This is a genomic window from Reinekea blandensis MED297, assembly GCF_000153185.1.
GTDB lineage: Bacteria > Pseudomonadota > Gammaproteobacteria > Pseudomonadales > Natronospirillaceae > Reinekea > Reinekea blandensis.
This window is the reverse complement of record NZ_CH724153.1, coordinates 134,131-156,812: the sequence shown is the minus strand read 5'-3', so window position 1 is coordinate 156,812 and position 22,682 is coordinate 134,131. Positions and strand designations below refer to the sequence as shown.

The following is a 22,682-nucleotide window of genomic DNA, read 5'->3' as shown; positions in this document are numbered from 1 at the left end:
TGACTCTCAGTTTGAAATAGGCAAATCGGTTTTAGCTGTCCAGACGCTCCAGGCGAATTCGGACAACCCGTTCAGTGACGCTCGGCAATGACTCAATTGCGGTAATGGCGGAGTTCATCGCTTTTTCGCTGACCGGTTGCGTCAACAGGATCAATGGCACTAAAGGTGTGTCGTCTGGCGCTTCTTTCTGAATGATCGCTTCCATATTAATGCCGAACTGACTCAGGGTGTCGGCAATGCGCGCCATTTGGCCGACTTCATCTTTAACCGAGATGCGCAAATAGTAAGCCGTTGTAATCTCTTCGGAGGTCAGGACGTTCAGGTCTTTGGTCTCGACCGAGAAACCCAGGTGCGGCACCAGTCCCGGACTGTCGATGTCCCGGGCAATATCGACGATGTCGGCAATCACCGCGGACGCGGTTGCTTCGGCACCGGCACCCTGACCGTAGTACATGGTCGGGCCGACGGCATCACCAAAGACCAGGACGGCATTCATAACGCCGTCGACATTCGCGATCAGTCGTTTATTTGGAATCAGAGTCGGATGCACTCGCATTTCCACGCCGTGGTCGGTACGGCGTGCGATGCCCAAATGTTTAATGCGATAGCCCAACTCATCGGCGTATTGCACGTCTTCCTGAGTCATCTCCGCGATGCCTTCGGTGTAGACCTTATCGAACTGCAATGGGATACCGAAGGCATTCGCCGCCAGAATGGTCAGCTTATGAGCCGCATCCGTTCCGGCAACATCAAACGTCGGGTCCGCCTCGGCATAGCCCAGCGCTTGAGCCTCTGCCAGCACATCATCAAACGCGCGGCCCTTTTCACGCATTTCAGACAGGATATAGTTGCCGGTACCGTTAATGATCCCGGCCAAACCGCTGATCTGATTGGCCACCAATCCTTCCCGGATAGCCTTAATGATCGGAATCCCCCCGGCAACAGCGGCCTCATAGGCCACGACGACCCCTTTTTGTTCGGCCGCTGCAAAAATTTCATTCCCAAACTCAGCAATCAATGCCTTGTTGGCTGTCACCACGTCTTTACCGGCTTTAATGGCGGCCAGCACCAGCTCTTTGGAGACGGTCGTGCCACCAATCAGTTCAACGATGATATGCACATCGGGATCTTTGACGACCTCAAAAATATCTCTTGAAACCTGAATACCCTCGAGATCGCAATCTGGGTTATCACGTCGGGCACCGACATGCGTAATTCTGACCGGGCGCCCTGCTCGGCGATCAATATCATCGATATTTCGCTTCAGAACATTAAATGTCCCGGCACCAACTGTACCCAGACCACAGATTCCGACGTTAACTGGTTTCAAAATAAGCCTCTTTTGCTTAGTTTCAGGAGGGAATAACGGACTGCAAACAGTACTCAAGGGGCCGGGTATCGTCAATGCAAAGCGGCCCTGCGATGGGCCTTTCCGGCGGGAAAGCTGGTGATCTTTATGCAACGAGCCGTTTCACCGGCTAAAAACAAAAAAGGCAGTCCGAAGACTGCCTTTTTAACGAGAAGGTAAGCAAGCTTACTTCTTGATGTTAACCTTTTCTTTAATACGTGCCGATTTACCGGAACGCTCACGCAAGTAGTACAGTTTCGCCTGTCGAACGTCACCACGACGCTTGACTTCGATGCTGTCAACCAGCGGAGAATAGGTTTGGAAGGTACGCTCAACACCAACGCCGCTGGAAATCTTGCGAACGGTGAATGCAGAGTTCAAACCACGGTTACGCTTACCAAGAACCACACCTTCGTAGGCCTGGAGACGCTCACGGTCACCTTCTTTTACTTTAACCTGAACAACCACAGTGTCACCTGGGCCAAATTCAGGGATTTCTTTACTCATCTGTTCAGCTTCTAACTGCTGAATAATCAGATTCTTGTTGCTCATGATTCAGCTCCTGATCAGTCGCGTGAGTTTAACTCACTTTTAAATTCATCCAAAAGAGTACGCTGTTCTTTCGAAAGCACACGACCTTCCAGTAAGTCAGGTCGCCTTAACCAAGTCCGGCCCAGTGCCTGCTTTGCCCGCCATCGACGAATGTTATCGTGATGACCGCTCAGCAGAACCTCCGGAACCGTTAAATCCTCAAGGACCTCGGGGCGCGTGTAATGCGGACAATCCAAAAGCCCGTCGTAAAAAGAATCCTCAACCGATGACTGCTCATGCCCAAGTACACCCGGGATCAGCCGACAGAGCGTGTCCATAAAGGTCATCGCGGCCATCTCGCCGCCGCTGAGCACAAAGTCACCCAGCGACCACTCTTCATCAATTTCTGTTTCGATCAAACGTTCGTCGATCCCTTCGTAACGCCCGCAGACAAAAATCAGCCGTTCGTTACGCACCAGCTCACCGGCACCCTGCTGATCCAGTTTTCGCCCCTGGGGTGACATATAAATCACCTTCGAAGGTCGTTCACTGGCGGCTTTCGCCGCATGAATGGCATCCCGCAAGGGTTGCACTTTCATCAGCATGCCCGGTCCGCCCCCGAAAGGACGATCATCCACAGTTCGGTGACGATCGTGGGTAAAGTCCCGGGGGTTCCAGCAATCCACTGAAATCAGCCCGTTTTTTACCGCTCGCCCGCTGACGCCATAGTCCGTAAACGCATTAAACATTTCCGGAAACAACGTCACCAGCCCAAACTGCAATGCCGGTGTTTGCGATTCTTTTTCGCTCAAAACTCCGGATCCCAATCTACCAGTATCCGACCTGCTTCCAGGCTGACATCCAGTACAAATTGGTCGACGTACGGAATTAAACGTTCACGTCGATCAGCGCAGTGCTGATCTCCCTTCACGACCAGCACATCATTGCTGGATCCCGCACTCATCAAATAATCCACAACGCCGAGTCGGACGTCTTTCGTCGTCACTACGGCCAAGCCTTCCAGTTCATACCAGTAGTAATCCCCTTCCGGCAGCTCAGGGAGTCGGTCCTGCGGCACACAGATTTCATAACCTGAATACTGCTTTGCGACTTCTCGGTCATCCACGCCTTTCAGGTGTGCAACCATCCCCTTGCCATGACTTCGCCCTTTGTCGACTTCAACCAGAATCAGATCCTGACCTTTCCGAAGAGTCCAGCTCCCGTACTCGAGAATCCGATCCATTGGCTCGGTGTAGGAATAAACCTTCACCCAGCCCTTAATGCCGTACACTGAGGAGATATTCCCCAGGACCACATAGTCTTCTGGCTTCAAAGGGGTCATCGCGCTCCCATGCCTCTCAAATCAATCAGGCCTGGGCTTTCTTGTACTCTTTAAGCAATTGGGCGACACGATCAGAAGTCTGTGCACCCTTGCTTACCCAATAGTCAACGCGATCCAGGCTAACGCGCAAGCGTTCTTCCTGACCACGTGCAATTGGGTTAAAGAAACCAACACGCTCAATGAAACGTCCGTCACGGGCATTTCGGCTGTCAGCTACGGTGAGATGATAAAACGGGCGTTTCTTAGAACCGCCACGTGAGAGTCGAATGACTACCATCGCGTTCTCCTGTATGGGCAAGCTTTAAAATCACCTGCCGTTTTGGAATGCTGAAGTGGTTAGCTTCAGACAAAACCAACGTTTGAATTACCTGGGTTACCCCAGAAATTAAGGCCGCGAAATTATAGTGATCTGGCGGCCAGTTGCAAGCCTTCATTCACCTAAGCTGCGGTACTACGACTAAACTGCTCAGCTCAGGCACGCCCTGCTCGGGGCCCTGGAACAACGACTCCGAAAACGAGAAAAGGCGCCTACGCGCCTTTTCTACCGGTTTTAACAGTTAGTGGCTTGATTAAAACGGGAACTTCCCGCCTCCACCCATGCCCGGAGGAAGACCGCCACCCGGTGGCATTCCACCGCCAGGGCCACCCATCATGCCGCCCATGCCACGCATCATTTTCTGCATGCCACCCTTCTTACCGACCTTCTTCATCATTTTCGCCATCTGCTTGTGTTGCTTCAGCAAACGGTTCACATCTTGAATCTGAGTTCCCGAGCCCATGGCGATGCGGCGTTTCCGAGAGCCATTGATTTTATCCGGGAAGCGGCGCTCCAGCGGTGTCATGGAGTCAATGATGGCACCCATCTGAGAAAACTGCTTCTCCGCACCCTGCATCTGTGCGGCGGCCTGCCCCAGTTGGCCCATGCCCGGCAGCTTATCCATCATGCCGCTCAGACCACCCATGTTGTTCATCTGAGCAAGCTGCTCTCTGAAATCCTCAAGGTCAAAGCCCTTACCCTTTTTAAGTTTCGACGCCAGCTTTTCAGCTTTTTGCTTATCAACCTTACGTTCGACTTCCTCGATCAGCGACAGTACATCGCCCATGTCGAGAATCCGGGAAGCAATTCGATCCGGGTAGAACGGCTCAAGCGCATCAACCTTTTCACCCATACCCATAAACTTGATGGGCTTACCGGTGATGTGACGAACGGACAAGGCCGCACCGCCGCGGGAATCACCGTCGGCTTTCGATAAGACCACCCCAGTGAGCGGCAAGGCGTCACTGAACGCTTTCGCGGTGTTTGCCGCGTCCTGACCGGTCATTGCATCAACAACAAACAGCGTCTCAATCGGATTCACCGCTTTATGCAGCGTCTGAATTTCCGCCATCATGGCTTCATCAACAGCCAAACGACCGGCAGTATCGACAATCAGTACATCGACGGCCTGCTTGCGTGCCGCATCGATGGCACCTTTAACAATAGCTTCGGGTTTTTGAGCAACATCCGAGGGATGAAACAGCGCTCCGACTTCACCGGCTAACGTCTCCAACTGTTTAATCGCGGCGGGACGGTAAACGTCTGCCGACACCACCATGACCTTTTTCTTTTCCCGCTCACTAAGAAAGCGCGACAGCTTGGCTGTTGTCGTGGTTTTACCCGCCCCTTGAAGACCAGCCATCAAAATCACGGCCGGAGGCTGAGTTTTCAGATCGAGAGCTTCATTCTGCTCGCCCATCACATGGACCAGCTCACTCTGAACAATCTTCAGGAACTGTTGCCCAGGGTTCAGCGCTTGGGAAACTTCCTGACCAACGGCTCGCGTTTTCACCGCATCGATAAAGGCTTTAACGACCGGCAATGCCACGTCCGCCTCGAGCAGTGCCATCCGCACTTCCCGCAGTGAACTCTTGATATTGTCCTCGGTCAGTTTGGCCTGACCGGTAATTTGTTTTAATGTCTGACCCAGACGTTCTGATAAACTGTTAAACATTCTTGATTCACACGACTATTTTATCGGGCAAGTATATCAGTGCGTGATCGGCATTGGCTAATACCTGTGCAAGTGATAGTAATTATCATTTATGATAGACTCCGCCGACTTCCTGGATACAGGTTGTAACTTTGAACACTCGGTACACCAACGGCTAACGGACGCCTTATGCTTTTGTGGATTGCAGTTTTTACGTATTTTACCAGCGGCTTGTCGGCGATCATTACCCTGATGCGCGGACGCAAGCTGAATCTCTGGCTGGTTTATGGCTCTGCTTGTATCGGAGTATTGGCTCACACCATCGCGCTGACATCCGACCTGCTTCTGAACGATCAGTTACGCATGTCCTTGCTGAACTCCATTTCCATCTGCGTCTGGATGACGATCACCGTCATCGTGTTGTCCGCATTGTCTAAACCTTTGCATAACCTGTTCACCTTCTTTATGCCCGCAGGCGCCCTGCTCCTGCTTATCGCCCTGTTGGCACCGCAGCCAGTCACGGCCAAGGCCTATTCTGCCGGCATGTTGATTCACATATTCGTATCGTTACTGGCCTACAGCGTCATCCTGATCACAACGATTCAGGCGGTACTGGTCAACGTTCAGGCTCACCATCTACACAAACATCAGCTCAACAGTCGTATTATGAATATTTTGCCGCCGCTGCAATCGATGGAGCGCCTGATGTTTGAATGGTTGATCATTGGTTTCGTTTTGCTGACGGCCGCCATCATCACCGGTGGCCTTTATGTGGAAAACATGCTGGCTCAGCAGATCAGCCATAAAACCATTCTGACCCTGATCGGCTGGGGCTTCTTTGCCACACTGATTTTCGGTCACTTCTATCTTGGCTGGCGCGGTGCCCGGGCCAGTCGGATGATTTATCTGGGCGCAGGGTTTCTGATGGTGGCGTTTGTGGGTTCTAAATTTGTTCTTGAATACCTGCTGATTCCCTCCTGATTCTGTCCTCACAGAGTGCCAACCTAGTCACAAAGTCATAACAATGGCGGTTTTTCAGGGCAATGCTTGACACTGACCTGACATATCGATACAAAATCGCCTGATTTCATCATTGAGGCTACCTCCTTTTGAACGATATTCCTGTAGGCCTGCTCTTTGCCGTGTTAGGTCTCCTACTGCTGTTTTCAGCGTTTTTCTCCAGTTCTGAAACCGGCATTCTGTCACTGAATCGTTATCGTCTAAAACATCTGGCCAATGAGGGACACCGTTCCGCTCGCTTGGCACTGCGTCTTCTGGAAACACCAGAGCGACTGTTCAGCGTTATTCTCATTGGTAACAACCTGGTCAACATTGCGGCGGCCACCATTGCCACGCTGATCGCCCAGCGGCTGCTGCCGGACAATGAAGAGCTGGCCGTCACGCTGTCGACCTTTTTACTGACACTGGTACTGCTGATTTTTGCTGAGGTCACCCCGAAAACCCTGGCTCAGCGTCATCCCGAACAGATTTCCTTCCCGGCGTCCTATGTGCTTCGGGTCTTGTCGACCGCATTCGCACCGGCCGTTTGGCTGGTGAATGCGTTTGTCAAAGCCATCTTCTGGTTATTGCGAGTGGGAACCCGGCACAGCCCGGACGAAGCGCTGTCGTCGGAAGAGCTGAAAACCATTGTGAATGAATCCGCCAGTACTTTGCCGGAACAACGCCAGTCCATGCTGCTGGGTATTCTTGAACTCGATAATGTTACGGTTGACGACATTATGGTGCCCCGAAACGAAGTGGTGGGGATTGACCTTGAAAACGATCTGGACAGCCTCGCTGAAGCCATTCGCAGCACTGAATACACGCGTTTCCCATTGTTTAAAGGCGAGCTGGACAAAGTCATCGGCATCCTGCACATCCGTGATGCCGCTGAGTTCCTCTACTCAGACAACCCCTCCAAAGTGATGCTGACCAAAGCGGCAAAAGACCCGTATTTCGTCCCCGAAGGTACGCCGTTACACACCCAGCTGATTAACTTTCAGTCGCAGCAGCTGCGCATGGCGTTCGTCGTAGATGAGTACGGTGACATTCAGGGACTGGTGACACTGGAAGACCTGCTGGAAGAGATCGTTGGGGAATTTACGACAGACCTGACCAACAGTACCAAGGAAATTCACCCACAACGAGACGGCACCTTTGTTATCGACGGTTCCGCGACCATCCGTGATATCAACCGATCGCTGGATTGGTCTTTGCCCACCGACGGTCCGAAAACGTTGAATGGTCTGATTCTGGAACACGTTGAAGACATTCCTGACGCTAACCTCAGCCTGAAAATCGGTCAGTACCTGATCGAAATTCTGCAGATAAAAGACAACGCCGTCACGGCCACGCGTATTCGCAATCTGGAAGAACCGGTTGCAGAGCCCGACCAGCCAAACTGATCAGTACCGATCAAACCTCCCTTGTCCATATCGCACCTCGGGCCTTAACGGCCCGAGTTGTCATTTTTTGAACAGCCTGACTATACTGATCTCAGTCCTCAGCGTCAGACTGAGGATGGCAAACAATAACAATAACGGGAGAGTAATTTATGATTTTGGACCATGTCTGGGGCATCTTCACCCACCCCGATGATGAGTGGGAAACCATCCGTTCTGAACCTAATACCATTGGGCGTCACTACCTCACACACGCACTTATTCTTGCTGCCATTCCGGCCGTCTGCGCCTATATCGGCGCAACTCAGGTGGGTTGGTCGATCGGCTCCGATGATACCGTGCATCGGCTGACGTCCGAGAGCGCACTGATGCTCTGCCTGCTGTTTTACGGGGCAATGATTACCGGTGTTGTGATACTCGGCAAATTTATCGACTTCTTGTCGGCAACCTATCAGGAAGATGATCACACACCGCGTGGCGTTGCGCTGGCAACCTATACCACGGCACCACTTTTTATCTGCGGCATCATCGCACTCTACCCTGTGTTATGGCTGGATATGATCATTGGTCTGATTGCCGTCGCTTACTCGGTATACTTACTGTACGAAGGCGTCCCCATTCTGATGAGCATCCCAAAAGATAAGGGCTTTATTTTTGCCAGCGCGATCGTGACGGTCGGCTTGGTCATGTTCGTCGGTCTGTTAGCCATTACCGTCATTGTCTGGGCGGTTGGTGTCGGGCCCGTTTATATTCCTGTTTAGTTTGACTGATTCTGGAGGCCGGTTACTGACGTACCGGCCTTTTTTTACGCCCATCCCAACGTTGAACCGCCCGAAACCTCTGCGCGTTTGACCCGTTTCTGTCCAAAACCTGTTGGTGAAAATTTTCTTTGAGCCCATTACACTGGCCGATCGAACTTTCAGAGAGTCCACATGCTGTCCAATATCCGAATCGTATTAATCCGTACCTGGCATGCCGGAAACATCGGCGCAACAGCCCGAGCCATGAAAAACATGGGGTTGTCGAATCTGGTCCTTGTCGATCCTGTGGATTTTCCCAGCGATGAGGCAACCAGTCGTGCCGGGCAGGCCGTCGACCTGCTGGAACAGGCAAACGTTGTCGCCACTTTGGAAGAGGCCATTGCCGATTGCAATCTGGTGATCGGTACTTCTGCGCGTGACCGCTCTATTCGCTTGCCCGCCTTAACGGCTGAAGCTTGCGCCGAAAAAGCCTGCCGTGAAAGCGACCAGGGAACCGTCGCCATCGTCTTTGGACGCGAACGAATGGGCTTGTCGAATGAAGAGATTCAGCAATGCCACTTTCAGTTAAACATCGCCACCAACCCGGAATACCCGGTACTCAATCTCAGCCAGGCCGTGCAATTGGTCGCCTGGGAAGTATTTAAAGTGGCATCGTCGGAAACGCCACCAGAAAGTGACGTGGAACCGTACCCTCGTCAACGAGAACTCGAACAGTTTTATCAGCATCTCGCAAAAACATCCGAAGCGACCGGCTTTCTCAATCCGGCCCATCCAGGTCAGGTTATGGACCACTTACGGGCGCTGTTCCGACGCGCTCGACCAACTCGTAAAGAACTCAGTATTTTGCGTGGTTTTCTAAGCTCAATCGACCAGCACACCTCAGACCGGTAACCCCAAACGACGATACACAAAGCTGAGCAACCAGGCCGGACCGATCAGCAAAAACTGGAGGTCCTGAAAAAAGCTCGGCTTTTTTCCTTCAATGCGGTGACCGATAAACTGCCCTATCCAGGCCAGTACAAACAAGGCCAAGGCGGTTTGCCAAAGAGCAATGTCTAAGGCTTGCTCATGCCAGAGAATCAGTCCAATACAGGACGCCGAAAAGGCGGCCATTCCCAGCATCAGCGGTACAGATAAGCGAAAGTAAAAAACCAGCGCAAAAAGGATGAAAGCCATTGCCAGGTTCATCCAGCTGCCCGGTGCTAAAGACACTTCCCACAGCAGCGCCAGTACCGTCCAGGTAATAATGGGGACGCAAATCCAGTGAATCAGTTTGTTCGTCCGATTCTGATGCGAGACCCCATACGCGTCGAGCCATTGGTCTATTGATTTCGCCATCTTTCTCTCTCCTGTTTTTATTGTTGTCATTCGAATAAGAACCTAATTAATCACTCACAACCGGCCTGAAACGTCGCATGGCCATCGCCAGCGCCCCAAGCAATAGGAGAATACTGACGGCGAGATAGATCGAAGCTGGTGCGACAGGCCAGTTAACCGGCAACACAGTCAATGCCGCTCCGATGTAGGCTAGGCGAACCCCTTCGAGCCACCAGCCCAGTGTACGCCCCTCCAAAAGCATCCCCATACTGAACAGGGCCAGCCCCAACGGTAAAAAATGCGCCAAGGCAGAAACAAACCCCGTCTGATCAATGCTCAACAAAAACCAGACGGTGTAAATCAACGAAAAGATCAACTGAGACCAGACCACCAGCAAACTGCCTCGTGCTCTGGTCGGGTTGAAGGGTTGGAAACTGGCCAGATCTAATCGTTCAATGGGAGCCTTTTGTGCGATGGCTTCGGGTCGCTGGCCGGTACGACTGGTCAGTACCTGCCATGCCAGATGGACACTTTTCCCAACCCAGATATCTCTGAGCATCTGCGCATATATTTGTACATTGGCATAAAAAGGGTTAAAGCTGTTCAAGGGTTTGCGAACTCCGAAAACCACCGGATCAGTCTCAAGCTCGTCCTGAAAGGTTCCGAATAACCGATCCCATAGAATAAAGACACCGCCGAAATTCCGGTCGATGTAGCGATCATTCATGCCGTGATGGACCCGATGATTCGAAGGCGTGACAAAAACAGCCTCCAAGTACCCGAGCTTCGGAACAAACCGGGTATGAACCCAGAACTGATAGATCAGGTTTAACGACCCGACCACCGCCACCATAGCCGGACTGAAACCCATTAATGTCATCGGTAAGTAGACCAGAGAGCCCTGGACAACACCGGTGAAAGGTTGTCGCAAAGCCGTTGTCAGATTGAACTCTTCACTTTGATGATGAACGGCGTGGGCGTTCCAGAACAGAGAATAGGTATGAGCTAACCGGTGAGACCAGTAATAGAAAAAGTCGTAAATCACAAAGGCCGCAAGCCAGGTAATGGCATTTACGGGCAGTTCAAAATAGCCGAAATAGCCAAAGAGCGCGCTGTACGCCGCCCAGTTCACATAAAGCGTCAAGAAGTTCATGGTTCGGTTCAGCATGCCCGTGGCCAGGCTGCCCAGAGCATCATTGAACCGGTAATAACCACGTTTAGATAAACGATCGGAAATGGCTTCCACGGCAATCATCAGCATGAATACCGGAATGGCGTACAGAATGATCATTGTTGGCCTTTCTTTTTATTGTTGTTTTCTGGCCACAGACTAAGACTGCTGTTGAAGCCGGGTCAAGACCCGGGATACCACTGTCCTCCCTTCGGCATCAATCATCATCACTTTGGGGACATTACCCCCGAGTTCGCTTTGAGGTTGACTTAACCAGGTATGTGCCAGTTCCGGGTCGCCAAACACCTGGCAGGCCTGAATGACCAGTTTCGTAATGTCATCGACCGCGCCCATCATCGGCGGCTCTTCGGTCATATCCATCTCAATCAGTTCAGCCCCCGGGACGGCTGACGTCACCTGATCGCGAGCATACTCAAGCAGTTCCATGGCATTCGAACCTTCTCGTTCAAAGTGCACACTGAACTCAGTGCCGTTCAGCGGTGCTGACTCGATGTGAAAATCACTGCCGGACATCTGCCTGGCCACCTGTCCGACATCAACGCGTTGGCGCGCATTCACACGAAAGGTCAACGTAAAATGGTGTTTCATAACAACTCACTGTGGCCCGTACATAAAGTCAGAATAACGAATGGCCCTCATTTTCGCCAGTTGAACGCTGTTATCTTTTCCTGAATCGACATCGTCGTCGAAGCCCCTATACTGTGTCGAACGCAAATCAATAAATAAGAGAGAACCCATGACGTCGTTTCCTTCCGTCGTGATCAGCGGCTCAGGACTGTGGACACCGCCTTACAGCATCACCAATGAAGAGTTGGTTAACGTTTTGAACGAAAACGCTGATCGATTCAATCACGCCAACGCTGACGCCATTGAACGCGGCGAAGTAGCCCCAATGGCCAAATCCGATGCCGCCTTCATCGAAAAAGCCAGCGGAATCCGGGAACGCTATGTCTATGAAAAAGACGGCATCCTCGATATCAACCGAATGCGGCCGAACATCCCGGCCCGAGCCGAAAACGAAATGTCACAACAGGCCGAAATGGCGGTTGCCGCCGCCAGGGCCGCACTGGACGACGCCAACCGAAATGCAACCGATATCGATGCTGTGATTGTCAGCTGTGCCTATACCCAACGCGCCTACCCAGCTATAGCCATCGAAGTTCAGGAAGCATTAGGCATTGAAGGATTTGGCTTTGACATGCTGGTTGCTTGCTCGGCAGCAACGTTTGCGTTGCAACGCGCTTATGAAATGGTTCGTTCTGGCACCGCACGTTCGGTGTTGGTCATCAACCCTGAATTGGTCACACCTCAGCTGAACTATGCAGACCGGGATTCACATTTCATCTTCGGTGACGTGGCCACCGCGATGGTGGTTGAAAACGAAGATCAGGTTGCGGCTAAGCAATATTTCCGGGTTCTCGACACCAAGGCCGTCACCAAGTACTCAAACAACATTCGCTCCAACTTTGGTCATCTGTCCCGGGCGGCTGACATCGACGCATTCGCACCGGCCAACCTGTTTCATCAGGAAGGGCGGAAAGTCTTTAAAGAAGTGTGCCCAATGGCGGCCGAACATATGTCCAGCCAGCTGGCGGCACTCGACATAGACAATCAAACCGTTAAACGCTGGTGGCTGCATCAGGCCAACATCAACATGAACATCCTGATTGCGAAAAAGCTGCTCGGACGGACCGCAACCGAGGAAGAAGCGCCGATTGTTCTGGATCGCTTCGGGAACACCGCCTCAGCCGGCTCGATCATCGCCTTTACGCTGTATCACAAAGACTTTGCCAATGGTGACATCGGCGTTATCTGTTCCTTTGGAGCCGGCTACTCCATTGGCAGCCTGGTGATCGAATGCGTTCAGGGCTAAGCCCTTAACGTTTCAGCCGGGCCAGGACTTTATCCAGGCCCGGCCCATAACCATCAGGCTCTTGCTGATATGCATCAAACCCAAATCGCCGGTAAAAACCAAAAGACGCCGGCGTCGTGTCTATCTCTACAGAATGTATCGACGGCGGCATATGCCAGAGCCGATAACGCAACAGTTCACGACCCAAACCCTGACCATGTTCTGACGAGTCAACCATGCCCCAGACCAGCGTAGCGGTACCGTCTTTAATCTGCGCGTAGCCACCACATCCCCGGACCTGTTGGTTGGTCACTAATACAAAATAGGGCCAGCGCCGGTTTTCGGGCAGACGTGAACGATGCTGCAAATCCTCAGTAAACTCCGCGTACTCATCAGGCGCAAAAAAACGGGGGGTATTTGAGGACATAACGCACTGACAACCATCGAGATCAGCCATATCGAAGGGCCGGATGACCCAGCTCACAAGCCATCCTCTTTGGCCTGCTGCCAAAACGCGTCTAAAGCTTCCAGTGAAAAGTCCGACCAGTCACGTTGCGATCGCGTAACTTCGGCCTCTACAAAGCCAAATCGACGCTCAAACTTGGCGTTTGTCGAGCGGATCGCCTGTTCCGGGTCCACATCACTGTGCCGTGCCAGATTGGCAAGGACGAAAAGAAGATCCCCAAGCTCGCTTTCGATATTACGGGAGTTACCCTGCTGAAGCGCCTCTTTTAGTTCATCGAGTTCTTCGTGAGCTTTATCGATAACACCCTGAATGTCCGGCCAGTCAAAACCGACTTTGGCGGCTCTTGATTGCAGCTTGCGCGCCCGCAAAAGTCCGGGCAATGCCATCGGCACATCCGATAAAACAGACGTGCGTTCCGGTTTCTCTTTGGTTTTCAGAGCATCCCACTGGCCTTCAACGCCACTGGCTGTCATCGATTGATCACCAACTCGGCTCTCAAGGGTGCCTGCCGGGAAAACATGCGGATGGCGAAAGATCAGTTTAGTGACGAGATCATGGACGACGTCATCCAGATTAAACCGATCCTCATCACTGGCAATCTGCGCGTAAAAAACAATCTGAAACAGCAGGTCGCCCAACTCTTCTCGCAGATGCTGATAATCTTCCCGCTCGATGGTGTCGATGACTTCATACACTTCTTCAAGGGTATGCGGCACGATGGTGCGATAAGACTGATCAAGGTCCCAGGGACACCCATCCTGAGGATCGCGAAGCCGCGACATCAGTGTCTTTAAATCATCGAAGGTATAACGTTCAGTCATCACTCAGCCTAACTTTTGGTATAAATCCGATGCACGTCTGCGACATTGGGTACCTTCGATAATTGCGTCATGATTCGACCCAGCGACCGTAAATCTTCAACTTCCACGGTAATCGTCATCTTGGCCGAGTTGTCGTTCTTATTAGACAACGTGTTCATGGAGATCACATTGATGCCGATATTAGCCAGCACCACCATCAGATCTTTAAGCAACCCGGTACGGTCATAGGCGGACACCAACAGCTCAACGGGGTACGTGGTTTTGACCTCGTTACCCCAGGAGACGTCAATAATGCGCTCGGGTTCAGTTGACTTCAGTTGCAGCAGGTTGACGCAGTCATCACGGTGGATAGACACACCCCGGCCCTGAGTAATAAAGCCGACGACCGGATCGCCCGGCACCGGCTTACAGCAGTTGGCGATGGTGGTCAGCATGTTGCCGACGCCCTGTATGATGAGATCGCCGCTGTGATTCTGCTTTTTAGGCGTTTTAAAGGCAGGTGCTTTCGCCTTTTTCGGATGCGTCAGCTCTTCTGCATGATGCACCACATGCATCAGACGAATATCACCAGCCCCCAGGGCTGCAAAGAGACTGTCCTCATCCGTGAAATTAACATCCTGAGCCAGAGCCTGCATGTCGACATCGGTGAGGTTAAACCGTCGCAGCTCCCGCAGCAGCATGTCACGACCATCGCGGACATTGATGTCCCGATCCTGCGATTTAAACCAGTGCTTGATTTTTGCTCTGGCTCTGGAAGAGGTGACATAGCCCAGGTCGGAGTTCAACCAATCCCGGCTTGGGCTGGCTTCGCTTCCGGTTAAAATCTCCACTTGGTCACCGATTTTCAACTGGGTGTTCAAGGAAACAATTCGGCCGTTCACCTTCGCACCCCGGCAACGATGGCCGATATCCGTATGCACTTTATAGGCAAAGTCGATGGGAGTCGCATTGGAGGCCAGGTCAACCACATGACCATCCGGCGTCAGCACGTAGATCCGGTCGATGGTGACGTCAACACCGAGCTCTTCGACCATTTCATCAATCCCGCCCAGCTCGTCATGCCATTCAAGCACCTGACGCAACCAAGAGACTTTTTCCTCGTAACCGCGGGACTGACCGCCCTTTTTCGCATCCGTCCCTTTGTACAGCCAATGCGCGCAGACACCCAGTTCGGCATCGTCGTGCATTTCCTGCGTACGGATCTGAATTTCGACGACCTTTCCTTCAGGCCCGATTACGGCCGTATGTAATGATCGATAACCGTTTTGTTTGGGTGAGGCAATGTAGTCATCAAACTCACGGGGAATGTGACGCCACATGGAATGCACAATCCCAAGCACGGTGTAGCAATCCCGCACTTCCGGTACCAGAATCCGAAAAGCCCGGATGTCATAGACCTGGCTGAAGGTGATGTTTTTACGTTTCATCTTCCGCCAGATGGAATAAATATGCTTCGCACGGCCTTGAATCTCGGCCTGAACGTTCGCCTTTTCGATTTCTTCGGTGATTAACGTCTGTACTTTCTGAATGTACTCCTGGCGATCCAGACGTTTTTCATCCAACAGCTTGGCGATTTTTTTGTAATCCTGCGGCTCGATATAGCGAAAAGCTAAATCTTCAAGCTCCCATTTAAGATGACCGACGCCGAGGCGATGGGCCAGTGGCGCATAGATATCGAACACCTCTCGTGCCACCCGATAGCGGCGAGCGGCCGGGGAATGCTTAATCGCGCGAATCGCGCAGGTGCGTTCGGCCAACTTGATCAGAGCAACGCGGACGTCGTCTATCATCGCCACGAGCATTTTCCGGACAGCTTCACCCTGGGTTTCATTCTGCCCGAAAACACTGTCCCGGGTGGACTTTCGGTTGGAGATGGCGGCCATGCGCATGACGCCCTGAATCAGGTTAGCGATTTTCGGGCCGAACTGGTCCCGCACGGTTTCCAGTGCCAGTTCCTCTTCCCGTACCGTTCGATATAAAACCGCCGCGACCAGCGCATCCTGATCAAGACCCAGGTCTGCCAGAATCTCCACCATTTCCAGCCCGGTCTTGAAGGCACTCGCGCCCTCGCCCCAGGTGTTGGCGGGGTGATCGGACTCCTGCTCGGCGGTCCTGGCAATACGGCAGGCACGGATCAGTTCCTCGGGGTCAACGATGGCCGTTTTGGCTTCGATACGTTCCAGCCAGGCTTCGAGGTCTACGGTGCCGTCACTGAATACCGGTTGGTCTTCGCGTACTTTCACTGATGTCTATCTCTTTACTTATTTTTTTTCAGAAGCACCATGGTTTCAATATGACGCGTCTGAGGAAACATATCGATCAATCCGGCTTTTCTCAAGTGCCAGTGGTCAGCCGTCAGTTGAGCCAGATCACGTGCAAGTGTCGCCGGATCACAGGAGACGTAAACCAACCGGGTAAGGCTTGGCAGCTCGGATAACCATTGAACCACCTGCTCTGCACCCGCTCTGGGTGGATCCAAGACCGCGATGGTCGGAGCAAACTCAGCGACCTGCGGTCGAACCTGTAAACAGGAGGTAAACAGGTCAGCTTCCAGGAACTGAGCCTTCGGATGATGCTTCACCGCCGCTTTGGCGGCCTCAATCGCCGGCCCGGAGGATTCCAGTCCCAATATCGCAGCCACCTCATCCAACATCGCCAAACTGATGTTGCCGTTTCCACAGAACAAATCCAGCAGCCGATCGTCTTCTCGCGGTTGCAACCATTGGCGAATCTGTTTGAGCATCTGCTGGTTAATTTCGCGGTTTACCTGAGTAAAATCCCCGGGTCTGGCCGTTACGACCTGCGTTCCAGCCTGGTAGGTTAACTCTTCCGTCAGCCAATCCTGCGCATTCTGCCATTGTTCAAAAGCCTGACGAGCACTGTCAGACGCCTTGACGGCGCGAGCGCCGGCTTTGCCTGCATCGTCCACCGTCAGCTCTAGTTGCTGCAACCCCTTCAAAGGGGCTTCACGACGGACCCGATCCAACAACGCCTGCAACTCCGTTGTTATCACCGGGCACTGTTCCACGGGAATCACCTGGCGGCCGCGTGCACCATGAAAGCCTAAAGTCCCCGACTTAGAAAGGTGAAATCGCGCCCGGTGACGGTAGCCAACCGGCGCAGACACAAGAGGATCAGTAAAGCCTATCGCCGGCAAACGGTTCCGATGAAAATGATCCTGCACGGCCTGTTGTTTCAGCGCCAGTTGGTCCGTGGCAGACAGGTGCTGAAGCTGACAACCTCCGCATTGCCCATAGAGGTGGCAAACGGGCTCCTGCCGTTGCTCACTGACCGACAGATAACGTCGAACGTGCCCCTGCCAAAGCCGGGTGTTACCCTGATCTATGCCTGCTTCGATGACTTCACCCGGCAGCGCATTATCGACCATGACTACCCGTCCGTCGACGTGCCCGATACCGCGCCCGTCATGACTTAAACGCTCAATGGTCAACTCGACCGTCGACGGTATCCGGCTTTTAGGTTTCGATTGAAAACGTCGCATCAGCCGGGGAACACACCGGTCGAGAGGTAGCGATCACCCCGATCGCAGACAATGGCCACAATTACCGCATCATTCACCTGCTCAGACAATTTCATTGCACCGGCCACAGAGCCTCCTGAGCTGACGCCCGCAAAGATACCCTCTTCGGCCGCCAGTCGGCGCATGGTTTTCTCGGCGGTGTCCTGATCCATATCGATCACCCGGTCAACCCGGGTGTTGTCATAAATGGCCGGCAAATAGGCTTCTGGCCAGCGCCGGATGCCGGGAATCTGAGAACCTTCCGTCGGTTGCAAGCCAATGATTTCAATGTCGGGGTTCATCTCTTTTAAATACTGAGAACACCCCATAATGGTACCGGTTGTACCCATGGATGAGACAAAATGAGTCACCCTTCCCCGACTGTCCTGCCAGATTTCCGGTCCGGTCGAGAGGTAGTGCGCATTGGGATTATCCGGGTTACTGAACTGATCCAGCACATTGCCTTTACCTTCTGCCTGTAGTGACAAGGCCAGATCTCTTGCATACTCCATGCCTTGTTCTTGTGTCACCGAAATGATCTCCGCACCGTAGGCTCGCATACTGGCCCGTCGCTCTTCCGACAGGTTTGCCGGCATGATTAAAGTCATCCGATAGCCTTTGATGGCGGCCGCCATCGCCAGAGCAATACCGGTATTGCCACTGGTGGCTTCAATCAGGGTGTCACCTGGAACAATGTCCCCTCTTCGCTCCGCCTGAAGGATCATATTGACCGCCGGTCGATCCTTGACCGATCCGGCAGGATTGTTTCCTTCAAGCTTAAGCAAAATGGTGTTACGCGGGTTCGGGTTCATCCGCTGCATCCGCACCAGAGGCGTTTTCCCGATGTAATCTTCGATGGTCGGAAAATCCTGCATCTCTACTCCGATATCAGGCGCGAGTCCGCCCGTGTCATAATTTGTGTCAGGCACTCTAGCGCAACCTGCCCGTTTATCCTCATTATAACGATATAAAACGCTCAAAAATAATAACAATGCATTATAACTGCATGGGTTTAGGCCATGATGAACGTTATGGGAAGATGTAAACGCCATGATAGCCGTTAGTCGTCGTCTAAAAATAGCTGACTCAAGACCTCCGGCGGGTTTTAGGCCATAATGCACTAAGACGGTATTACCGGTTCAGAATTACAATGTCACGATGGCGTTGTTCGTGATGGCTTGAAATAGGATGACTATGAACCCGTTAGGATTACAAAACCGACTGCTGTACATTTCGCTGATCCCAGCCCTCATTCTGGGCTTGTTAGCGGTCGGTTGGTTTACGCACATTGACATCAGCCAGCAGAAAAAAGCGTTTGCCGAACGCACCGAAACGGTAGCGAACCGCCTCGCCGACACCCTATCAGCCCCGGTCGCCGATGCCGATGATGAACTGCTTGAAACCCTGATCCGACGTTCGCTCAACGAACGGGATGCCCGTTCAATCCGATTGTTTAATGCCTCTGCCGCAGAATGGGCTATGCACGGCCCTTCGCCCTTGGGTCCGGCCTATCCGATCTCTATCAGCGACACCCGACAGTTAAGACTGTACGAAGGAGACCGGACGTTTCGTTACCTGGTCCCGGTATTTTCACCGGAAGATCTGCGCACGGCCTTGCCGTCTCCCCGCCCACTCGGCTGGGTTGAGTTGGAGTTTGATTATGCCAGCACTCAGGTAGGCCACTACCAAACCATTCTGCGTAACTTAAGCCTTTTACTGGTCGCGCTGTTCATCATCTCCGGAATTGCCTTTTACTTGAACCGGGAAATCACCCGCCCGGTACAAAGCATGATTAAGACAGTGGTAGATATTCGTGAAGGCAACCTCGAATCCCGGGTCCCGGAAACGTCGAAAGGCGAGTTACGGGAGCTGGAAGAAGGTATCAATGCCATGGCAATGACCATCAAAGATGCTTACAACGACATGCAGAACAGTGTCGAACAGGCCACGCTGGACCTACGCGAAACTCTGGAGACGATCGAAATCCAGAACATCGAACTGGACATGGCCCGCCGGGAAGCGCAACAGGCGAACCAGGTCAAAACCGAGTTTCTGGCCAACATGAGCCACGAGATCCGTACGCCACTGAATGGCATCATCGGGTTTGCGCGCTTGTTGGCACGATCCAACCTGACCAAAAAGCAGGAAGACTATATTTCCACCATCATGTCGTCGTCACAGGTACTGCTGACCATCATTAACGACGTCCTTGATTTCTGCAAAATCGAAGCGGGCAAACTGATGCTGGACAACCGCAGCACCAACCTGCGCGAGTCCATTGAGGAAGTCCTGACCATGCTCGACCCGGCCTCATCGGCCAAAAACCTGGAAGTTGTGTCTCTCTTTTTTGCGGACGTTCCTGAACAACTGGTGTTCGACCCGCTCCGCCTGAAACAAGTCCTGACCAACCTGATCAGTAATGCCATCAAGTTTACCAATGAAGGCAGTGTCGTGATCCGCACCATGATTGAACAACAACAGGGCAATAAGGTGACGGTGCGTGTCAGCGTGACAGACACCGGAATCGGGCTATCAAAAACGCAACAGAAAGCGTTATTTCAAGCCTTTGCGCAAGCCGACTCGTCCACCGCCCGGGAGTTTGGTGGCACCGGTCTCGGACTGGTCATTTCAAAACGACTGGTGGAACAGATGGGCGGCGATATTGGTCTGGAAAGCAAAAAAGACGAGGGTTCGACGTTCTGGTTTAATATCAAAGCGGATGTGGCACCGGCGGCTCAACAACCGCCCAAACTCAAAGGCCTCGAACAACAATCCGTTGCTGTAGTAGAGCCCAGAGAGATGACCCGACTGGCGTATCAACATCAGATTGAAGGCTGGGGCGCGGTAGCTCGCGAGTTTGAAAGCGCCGCCGCATTGGCCGAATCTCTTCAGAGCGGCAACCAATACGGAGTCACTCTGGCCATTCTGGATGTCAGCAGCCAGGAACATAACGACGAACTCTACCGTACAATTCTGACAATTGATCGAGAACTGTCGTGTCCGACACTGGTCATCGCAAATGCTAACGACGAAAACATTAACGCACACTTATTGGAACAGGGGGCCCACTATTATCTGACCCGCCCTTTCCGCTCAGGTGAACTGTACCAGGCTTTGCTGAAACTCATCGAACCGGAGCATGAAGGCCGTGAGCACCATAAAGAGCTCAGTCTCGGCCATGTCCGCAGTGTCGTTTCCGTGCTGGCGGTTGACGACAACCCAGCCAACCTGAAGTTGATCGTGACGCTTCTGGAATCTCTGGGTGTCGAAGTCACTTCCGCCAGCAGCGGTGAAGAAGCGGTAAAACTGGCGACTGATACTGTCTTCGATTTGGTCTTCATGGACATTCAAATGCCATCGATGGATGGCATGGCCGCCACCCGTCAGATTCGTCGGGCTGAGCCGAGCAATCGCCATGTACCGATCATTGCGCTGACCGCTCACGCCCTGGCCGAGGAGCGCGAAGCCATGCTCGAGGCCGGTATGGATGATTATCTGGCAAAACCCATCGATGAAGACCAGCTGCAACGCACCCTGTTCAAATGGACCGGCGCAACGCTTCAGCGCCAGGCAGAAACGCCGAGAGTCATTGAAAACAGCCAGGACCCGGCACCGGAAATTGACAATCAAACGTTGGCCGATCTCCCCGTTGTGGATTTGGTCATGGGGCTTGAAAAAGCCAATGGCAAACTGAGCCTGGCAAAAGATATGTTCAGTATGCTGCTCGACACCCTGACCAAAGATCAGCAACAGATTAATCAGTTGTATCAGCAAGGGGATTACAAAGCGTTATTGGAGTTGGTGCATCGACTGCACGGTGCAACTCACTACTGTGGTGTACCACGCTTAAGAATGACGGCGATGCATACCGAGTCTCTGCTTAAGCAGGGGTTTTACTCAATGCTGGAAGATGCTTTGTTCATGCTCAATGATGAAATCAACAACGTGGGGCACTGGCACGCGGAACAAAACGTCGATCGCAGCTTCGAGCAGGCGGTGAAGGTATACGCTTATCAGATGAAAAACCGGAAAAAGCCGGTCAAAGTCTGAAAGCTGAACGAACTCTTGGACTGAACCTCGAGTTCGTGGCGTTTGTTTGACGGGGCCATCAAACCACGACGGCAAACGCCACCGCATAGTCTTCCTCATCGCTGAGGCTGATTCGCACTTCTGTGGCACCAATATCGGTTAGACGCGCCAAAGCCTGGCCGTGAAGAAAAACCTGAGGCTCCCCGGAGGACATTGGTAAAATCTCAATATCGGTAAAGCGGATACCGCCAGCAATGCCCGTCCCCAATGCTTTTGAGACGGCTTCTTTTGCGGCAAAACGATTCGCCAGAAAGTTCATGGACTCGCCCCGCTCACAAAAGACAACCTGTTCTTTATCCGTCAGGATTCGGGCTATGAAGCGCGTTGATTGCTGTTCATAAACACCGATGATGCGACTGATCTGAACAATATCAGTACCAATGCCTTTCACCCTATAGGCTCCTTATTTAACCGTTTTGGCCAATGCCGGCTATAGATCGGTTGCGTAGTCAATAAAGACGTCAACTGTTGGGCATGGCATTGACGCAGCAAACTGAGCACGCCTTCCAGAGCTGTCTCAGCTCTGCCGGCCGCCAACACCTGCTGGCCGGTATACAACCCCTGGCCTGACTGATCAAACCCTTGTTGGGCGTGAAACTCATACCTTTGGTCAAACTGAATCGGCCTCTGTTGTACATCGAACCGATAATCAATCCCCTGACCTAAAGCCCGTAATAACTCAGCTTCAAACGTTCGCAATGCCAAGACTTGACGATCAGGGTAGTTCAGATGCACCAGACAAGCTGAAAAGGACTGAAACAACGTCGTTTCGCCGATCCCAACGGGTGCCAGTCGAAAGAGAAGCTCATGAACATAGAGCGTCAGGAAACAAGCAGCCTGCGTTTGAACAAGCCGCGGCGCAGTAAAGCGGAAATCGCGCAGGCGACTCTCCTGCTCACGGGTTCGAAGCGACCACTCGGCCAATCGTGCCTTTTCCGGTACCTGCCCGGTTGCCAGCGTTCTGACCAACCCCTGTTCCGCGGTAAACAACCAAGCCAGGTAGCGATGCTCTCCGACCGGTCGATGATGAATCAGATACCCGTGGACAGTCTCGTTTCGAGTAATGGCCAT

The 22,682-nt window shown here is 52.6% G+C and carries 22 protein-coding genes; 6 read left to right on the top strand and 16 right to left on the bottom strand.

Going from position 1 to position 22,682, the window contains the following annotated elements:
• Positions 1–31 precede the first annotated feature (31 nt).
• From MED297_RS15490 to ffh, 6 genes are all read right to left on the bottom strand, one after another.
• Entirely contained in the window at positions 32–1,330 is a 1,299-nt protein-coding gene (locus MED297_RS15490; RefSeq protein ID WP_008046560.1) for a homoserine dehydrogenase, read from the bottom strand.
• 204 nt (positions 1,331–1,534) lie between these two features.
• A complete protein-coding gene (rplS, locus tag MED297_RS15485; RefSeq protein WP_008046559.1) occupies positions 1,535–1,900 on the bottom strand; it encodes a 50S ribosomal protein L19 in 366 nt (121 codons plus the stop codon).
• 14 nt (positions 1,901–1,914) lie between these two features.
• A complete protein-coding gene (trmD, locus tag MED297_RS15480; RefSeq protein ID WP_086004891.1) occupies positions 1,915–2,661 on the bottom strand; it encodes a tRNA (guanosine(37)-N1)-methyltransferase TrmD in 747 nt (248 codons plus the stop codon).
• Positions 2,662–2,687: 26 nt separating this feature from the next.
• Complete coding sequence (rimM, locus tag MED297_RS15475; protein ID WP_008046557.1) at positions 2,688–3,221, bottom strand: ribosome maturation factor RimM; 534 nt, start codon at positions 3,219–3,221, stop codon at positions 2,688–2,690.
• A 25-nt stretch (positions 3,222–3,246) separates the two neighbouring features.
• Complete coding sequence (gene rpsP / locus MED297_RS15470; protein ID WP_008046556.1) at positions 3,247–3,498, bottom strand: 30S ribosomal protein S16; 252 nt, start codon at positions 3,496–3,498, stop codon at positions 3,247–3,249.
• A 292-nt stretch (positions 3,499–3,790) separates the two neighbouring features.
• Complete coding sequence (gene ffh / locus MED297_RS15465) at positions 3,791–5,212, bottom strand: signal recognition particle protein (protein WP_008046555.1); 1,422 nt, start codon at positions 5,210–5,212, stop codon at positions 3,791–3,793.
• Between the two features lie 168 nt (positions 5,213–5,380).
• Between ffh and MED297_RS15460 the strand changes: the two genes are divergently transcribed.
• From MED297_RS15460 to trmJ, 4 genes are all read left to right on the top strand, one after another.
• Positions 5,381–6,172 carry a cytochrome C assembly family protein gene (locus MED297_RS15460; protein WP_008046554.1) on the top strand — a complete coding sequence of 264 codons (792 nt, stop codon included), beginning with the start codon at positions 5,381–5,383 and terminating at the stop codon, positions 6,170–6,172.
• A 128-nt stretch (positions 6,173–6,300) separates the two neighbouring features.
• The gene (locus tag MED297_RS15455) at positions 6,301–7,596 is read left to right on the top strand and encodes an HlyC/CorC family transporter (RefSeq protein WP_008046553.1); all 1,296 of its coding nucleotides are present in this window, start codon (positions 6,301–6,303) and stop codon (positions 7,594–7,596) included.
• 149 nt (positions 7,597–7,745) lie between these two features.
• The gene (locus MED297_RS15450) at positions 7,746–8,354 is read left to right on the top strand and encodes a Yip1 family protein (protein WP_008046552.1); all 609 of its coding nucleotides are present in this window, start codon (positions 7,746–7,748) and stop codon (positions 8,352–8,354) included.
• A gap of 171 nt (positions 8,355–8,525) precedes the next feature.
• Entirely contained in the window at positions 8,526–9,245 is a 720-nt protein-coding gene (trmJ, locus tag MED297_RS15445; protein WP_008046551.1) for a tRNA (cytosine(32)/uridine(32)-2'-O)-methyltransferase TrmJ, read from the top strand.
• On the opposite strand, the gene MED297_RS15440 is transcribed toward trmJ, so the two are convergent.
• The 3 genes from MED297_RS15440 to MED297_RS15430 are packed head-to-tail and all read right to left on the bottom strand — an operon-like array spanning position 9,234 to position 11,451.
• Positions 9,234–9,692 carry an Mpo1 family 2-hydroxy fatty acid dioxygenase gene (locus MED297_RS15440; protein WP_008046549.1) on the bottom strand — a complete coding sequence of 153 codons (459 nt, stop codon included), beginning with the start codon at positions 9,690–9,692 and terminating at the stop codon, positions 9,234–9,236. The genes trmJ and MED297_RS15440 overlap by 12 nt on opposite strands.
• Positions 9,693–9,738: 46 nt before the next feature.
• Positions 9,739–10,962: a sterol desaturase family protein gene (locus MED297_RS15435; RefSeq protein WP_008046547.1), complete on the bottom strand. Its 1,224-nt coding sequence runs from the start codon at positions 10,960–10,962 to the stop codon at positions 9,739–9,741.
• Between the two features lie 39 nt (positions 10,963–11,001).
• Complete coding sequence (locus tag MED297_RS15430; RefSeq protein ID WP_008046546.1) at positions 11,002–11,451, bottom strand: MbcA/ParS/Xre antitoxin family protein; 450 nt, start codon at positions 11,449–11,451, stop codon at positions 11,002–11,004.
• A 148-nt stretch (positions 11,452–11,599) separates the two neighbouring features.
• Here MED297_RS15430 and MED297_RS15425 point away from each other — a divergent pair, with 148 nt between their 5' ends.
• A complete protein-coding gene (locus MED297_RS15425; RefSeq protein WP_008046541.1) occupies positions 11,600–12,736 on the top strand; it encodes a beta-ketoacyl-ACP synthase III in 1,137 nt (378 codons plus the stop codon).
• 4 nt (positions 12,737–12,740) lie between these two features.
• On the opposite strand, the gene MED297_RS15420 is transcribed toward MED297_RS15425, so the two are convergent.
• From MED297_RS15420 to cysM, 5 genes are read right to left on the bottom strand one after another with little or no spacing between them, the layout of a single operon-like run.
• On the bottom strand, positions 12,741–13,142 hold the full coding sequence (locus MED297_RS15420) for a GNAT family N-acetyltransferase (protein WP_237613451.1): 402 nt from the start codon (positions 13,140–13,142) through the stop codon (positions 12,741–12,743).
• 53 nt (positions 13,143–13,195) lie between these two features.
• Positions 13,196–14,002: a nucleoside triphosphate pyrophosphohydrolase gene (gene mazG, locus MED297_RS15415; RefSeq protein WP_008046537.1), complete on the bottom strand. Its 807-nt coding sequence runs from the start codon at positions 14,000–14,002 to the stop codon at positions 13,196–13,198.
• Between the two features lie 8 nt (positions 14,003–14,010).
• On the bottom strand, positions 14,011–16,245 hold the full coding sequence (gene relA / locus MED297_RS15410) for a GTP diphosphokinase (protein WP_008046535.1): 2,235 nt from the start codon (positions 16,243–16,245) through the stop codon (positions 14,011–14,013).
• A 14-nt stretch (positions 16,246–16,259) separates the two neighbouring features.
• Entirely contained in the window at positions 16,260–17,504 is a 1,245-nt protein-coding gene (locus tag MED297_RS15405) for a class I SAM-dependent RNA methyltransferase (protein WP_008046533.1), read from the bottom strand.
• Positions 17,504–18,397: a cysteine synthase CysM gene (gene cysM, locus MED297_RS15400; protein WP_008046527.1), complete on the bottom strand. Its 894-nt coding sequence runs from the start codon at positions 18,395–18,397 to the stop codon at positions 17,504–17,506. The genes MED297_RS15405 and cysM overlap by 1 nt, the downstream gene beginning before the upstream one ends.
• A gap of 319 nt (positions 18,398–18,716) precedes the next feature.
• Here cysM and MED297_RS15395 point away from each other — a divergent pair, with 319 nt between their 5' ends.
• Complete coding sequence (locus MED297_RS15395) at positions 18,717–21,572, top strand: response regulator (protein ID WP_008046526.1); 2,856 nt, start codon at positions 18,717–18,719, stop codon at positions 21,570–21,572.
• Between the two features lie 58 nt (positions 21,573–21,630).
• Here MED297_RS15395 and acpS read toward each other — a convergent pair whose 3' ends face one another.
• Positions 21,631–22,002, bottom strand: a complete 372-nt coding sequence (gene acpS, locus MED297_RS15390) for a holo-ACP synthase (RefSeq protein WP_008046517.1) — start codon at positions 22,000–22,002, stop codon at positions 21,631–21,633.
• Entirely contained in the window at positions 21,999–22,682 is a 684-nt protein-coding gene (locus tag MED297_RS15385; protein ID WP_008046516.1) for a DNA repair protein RecO C-terminal domain-containing protein, read from the bottom strand. Before MED297_RS15385 ends, acpS begins: the two co-directional genes overlap by 4 nt.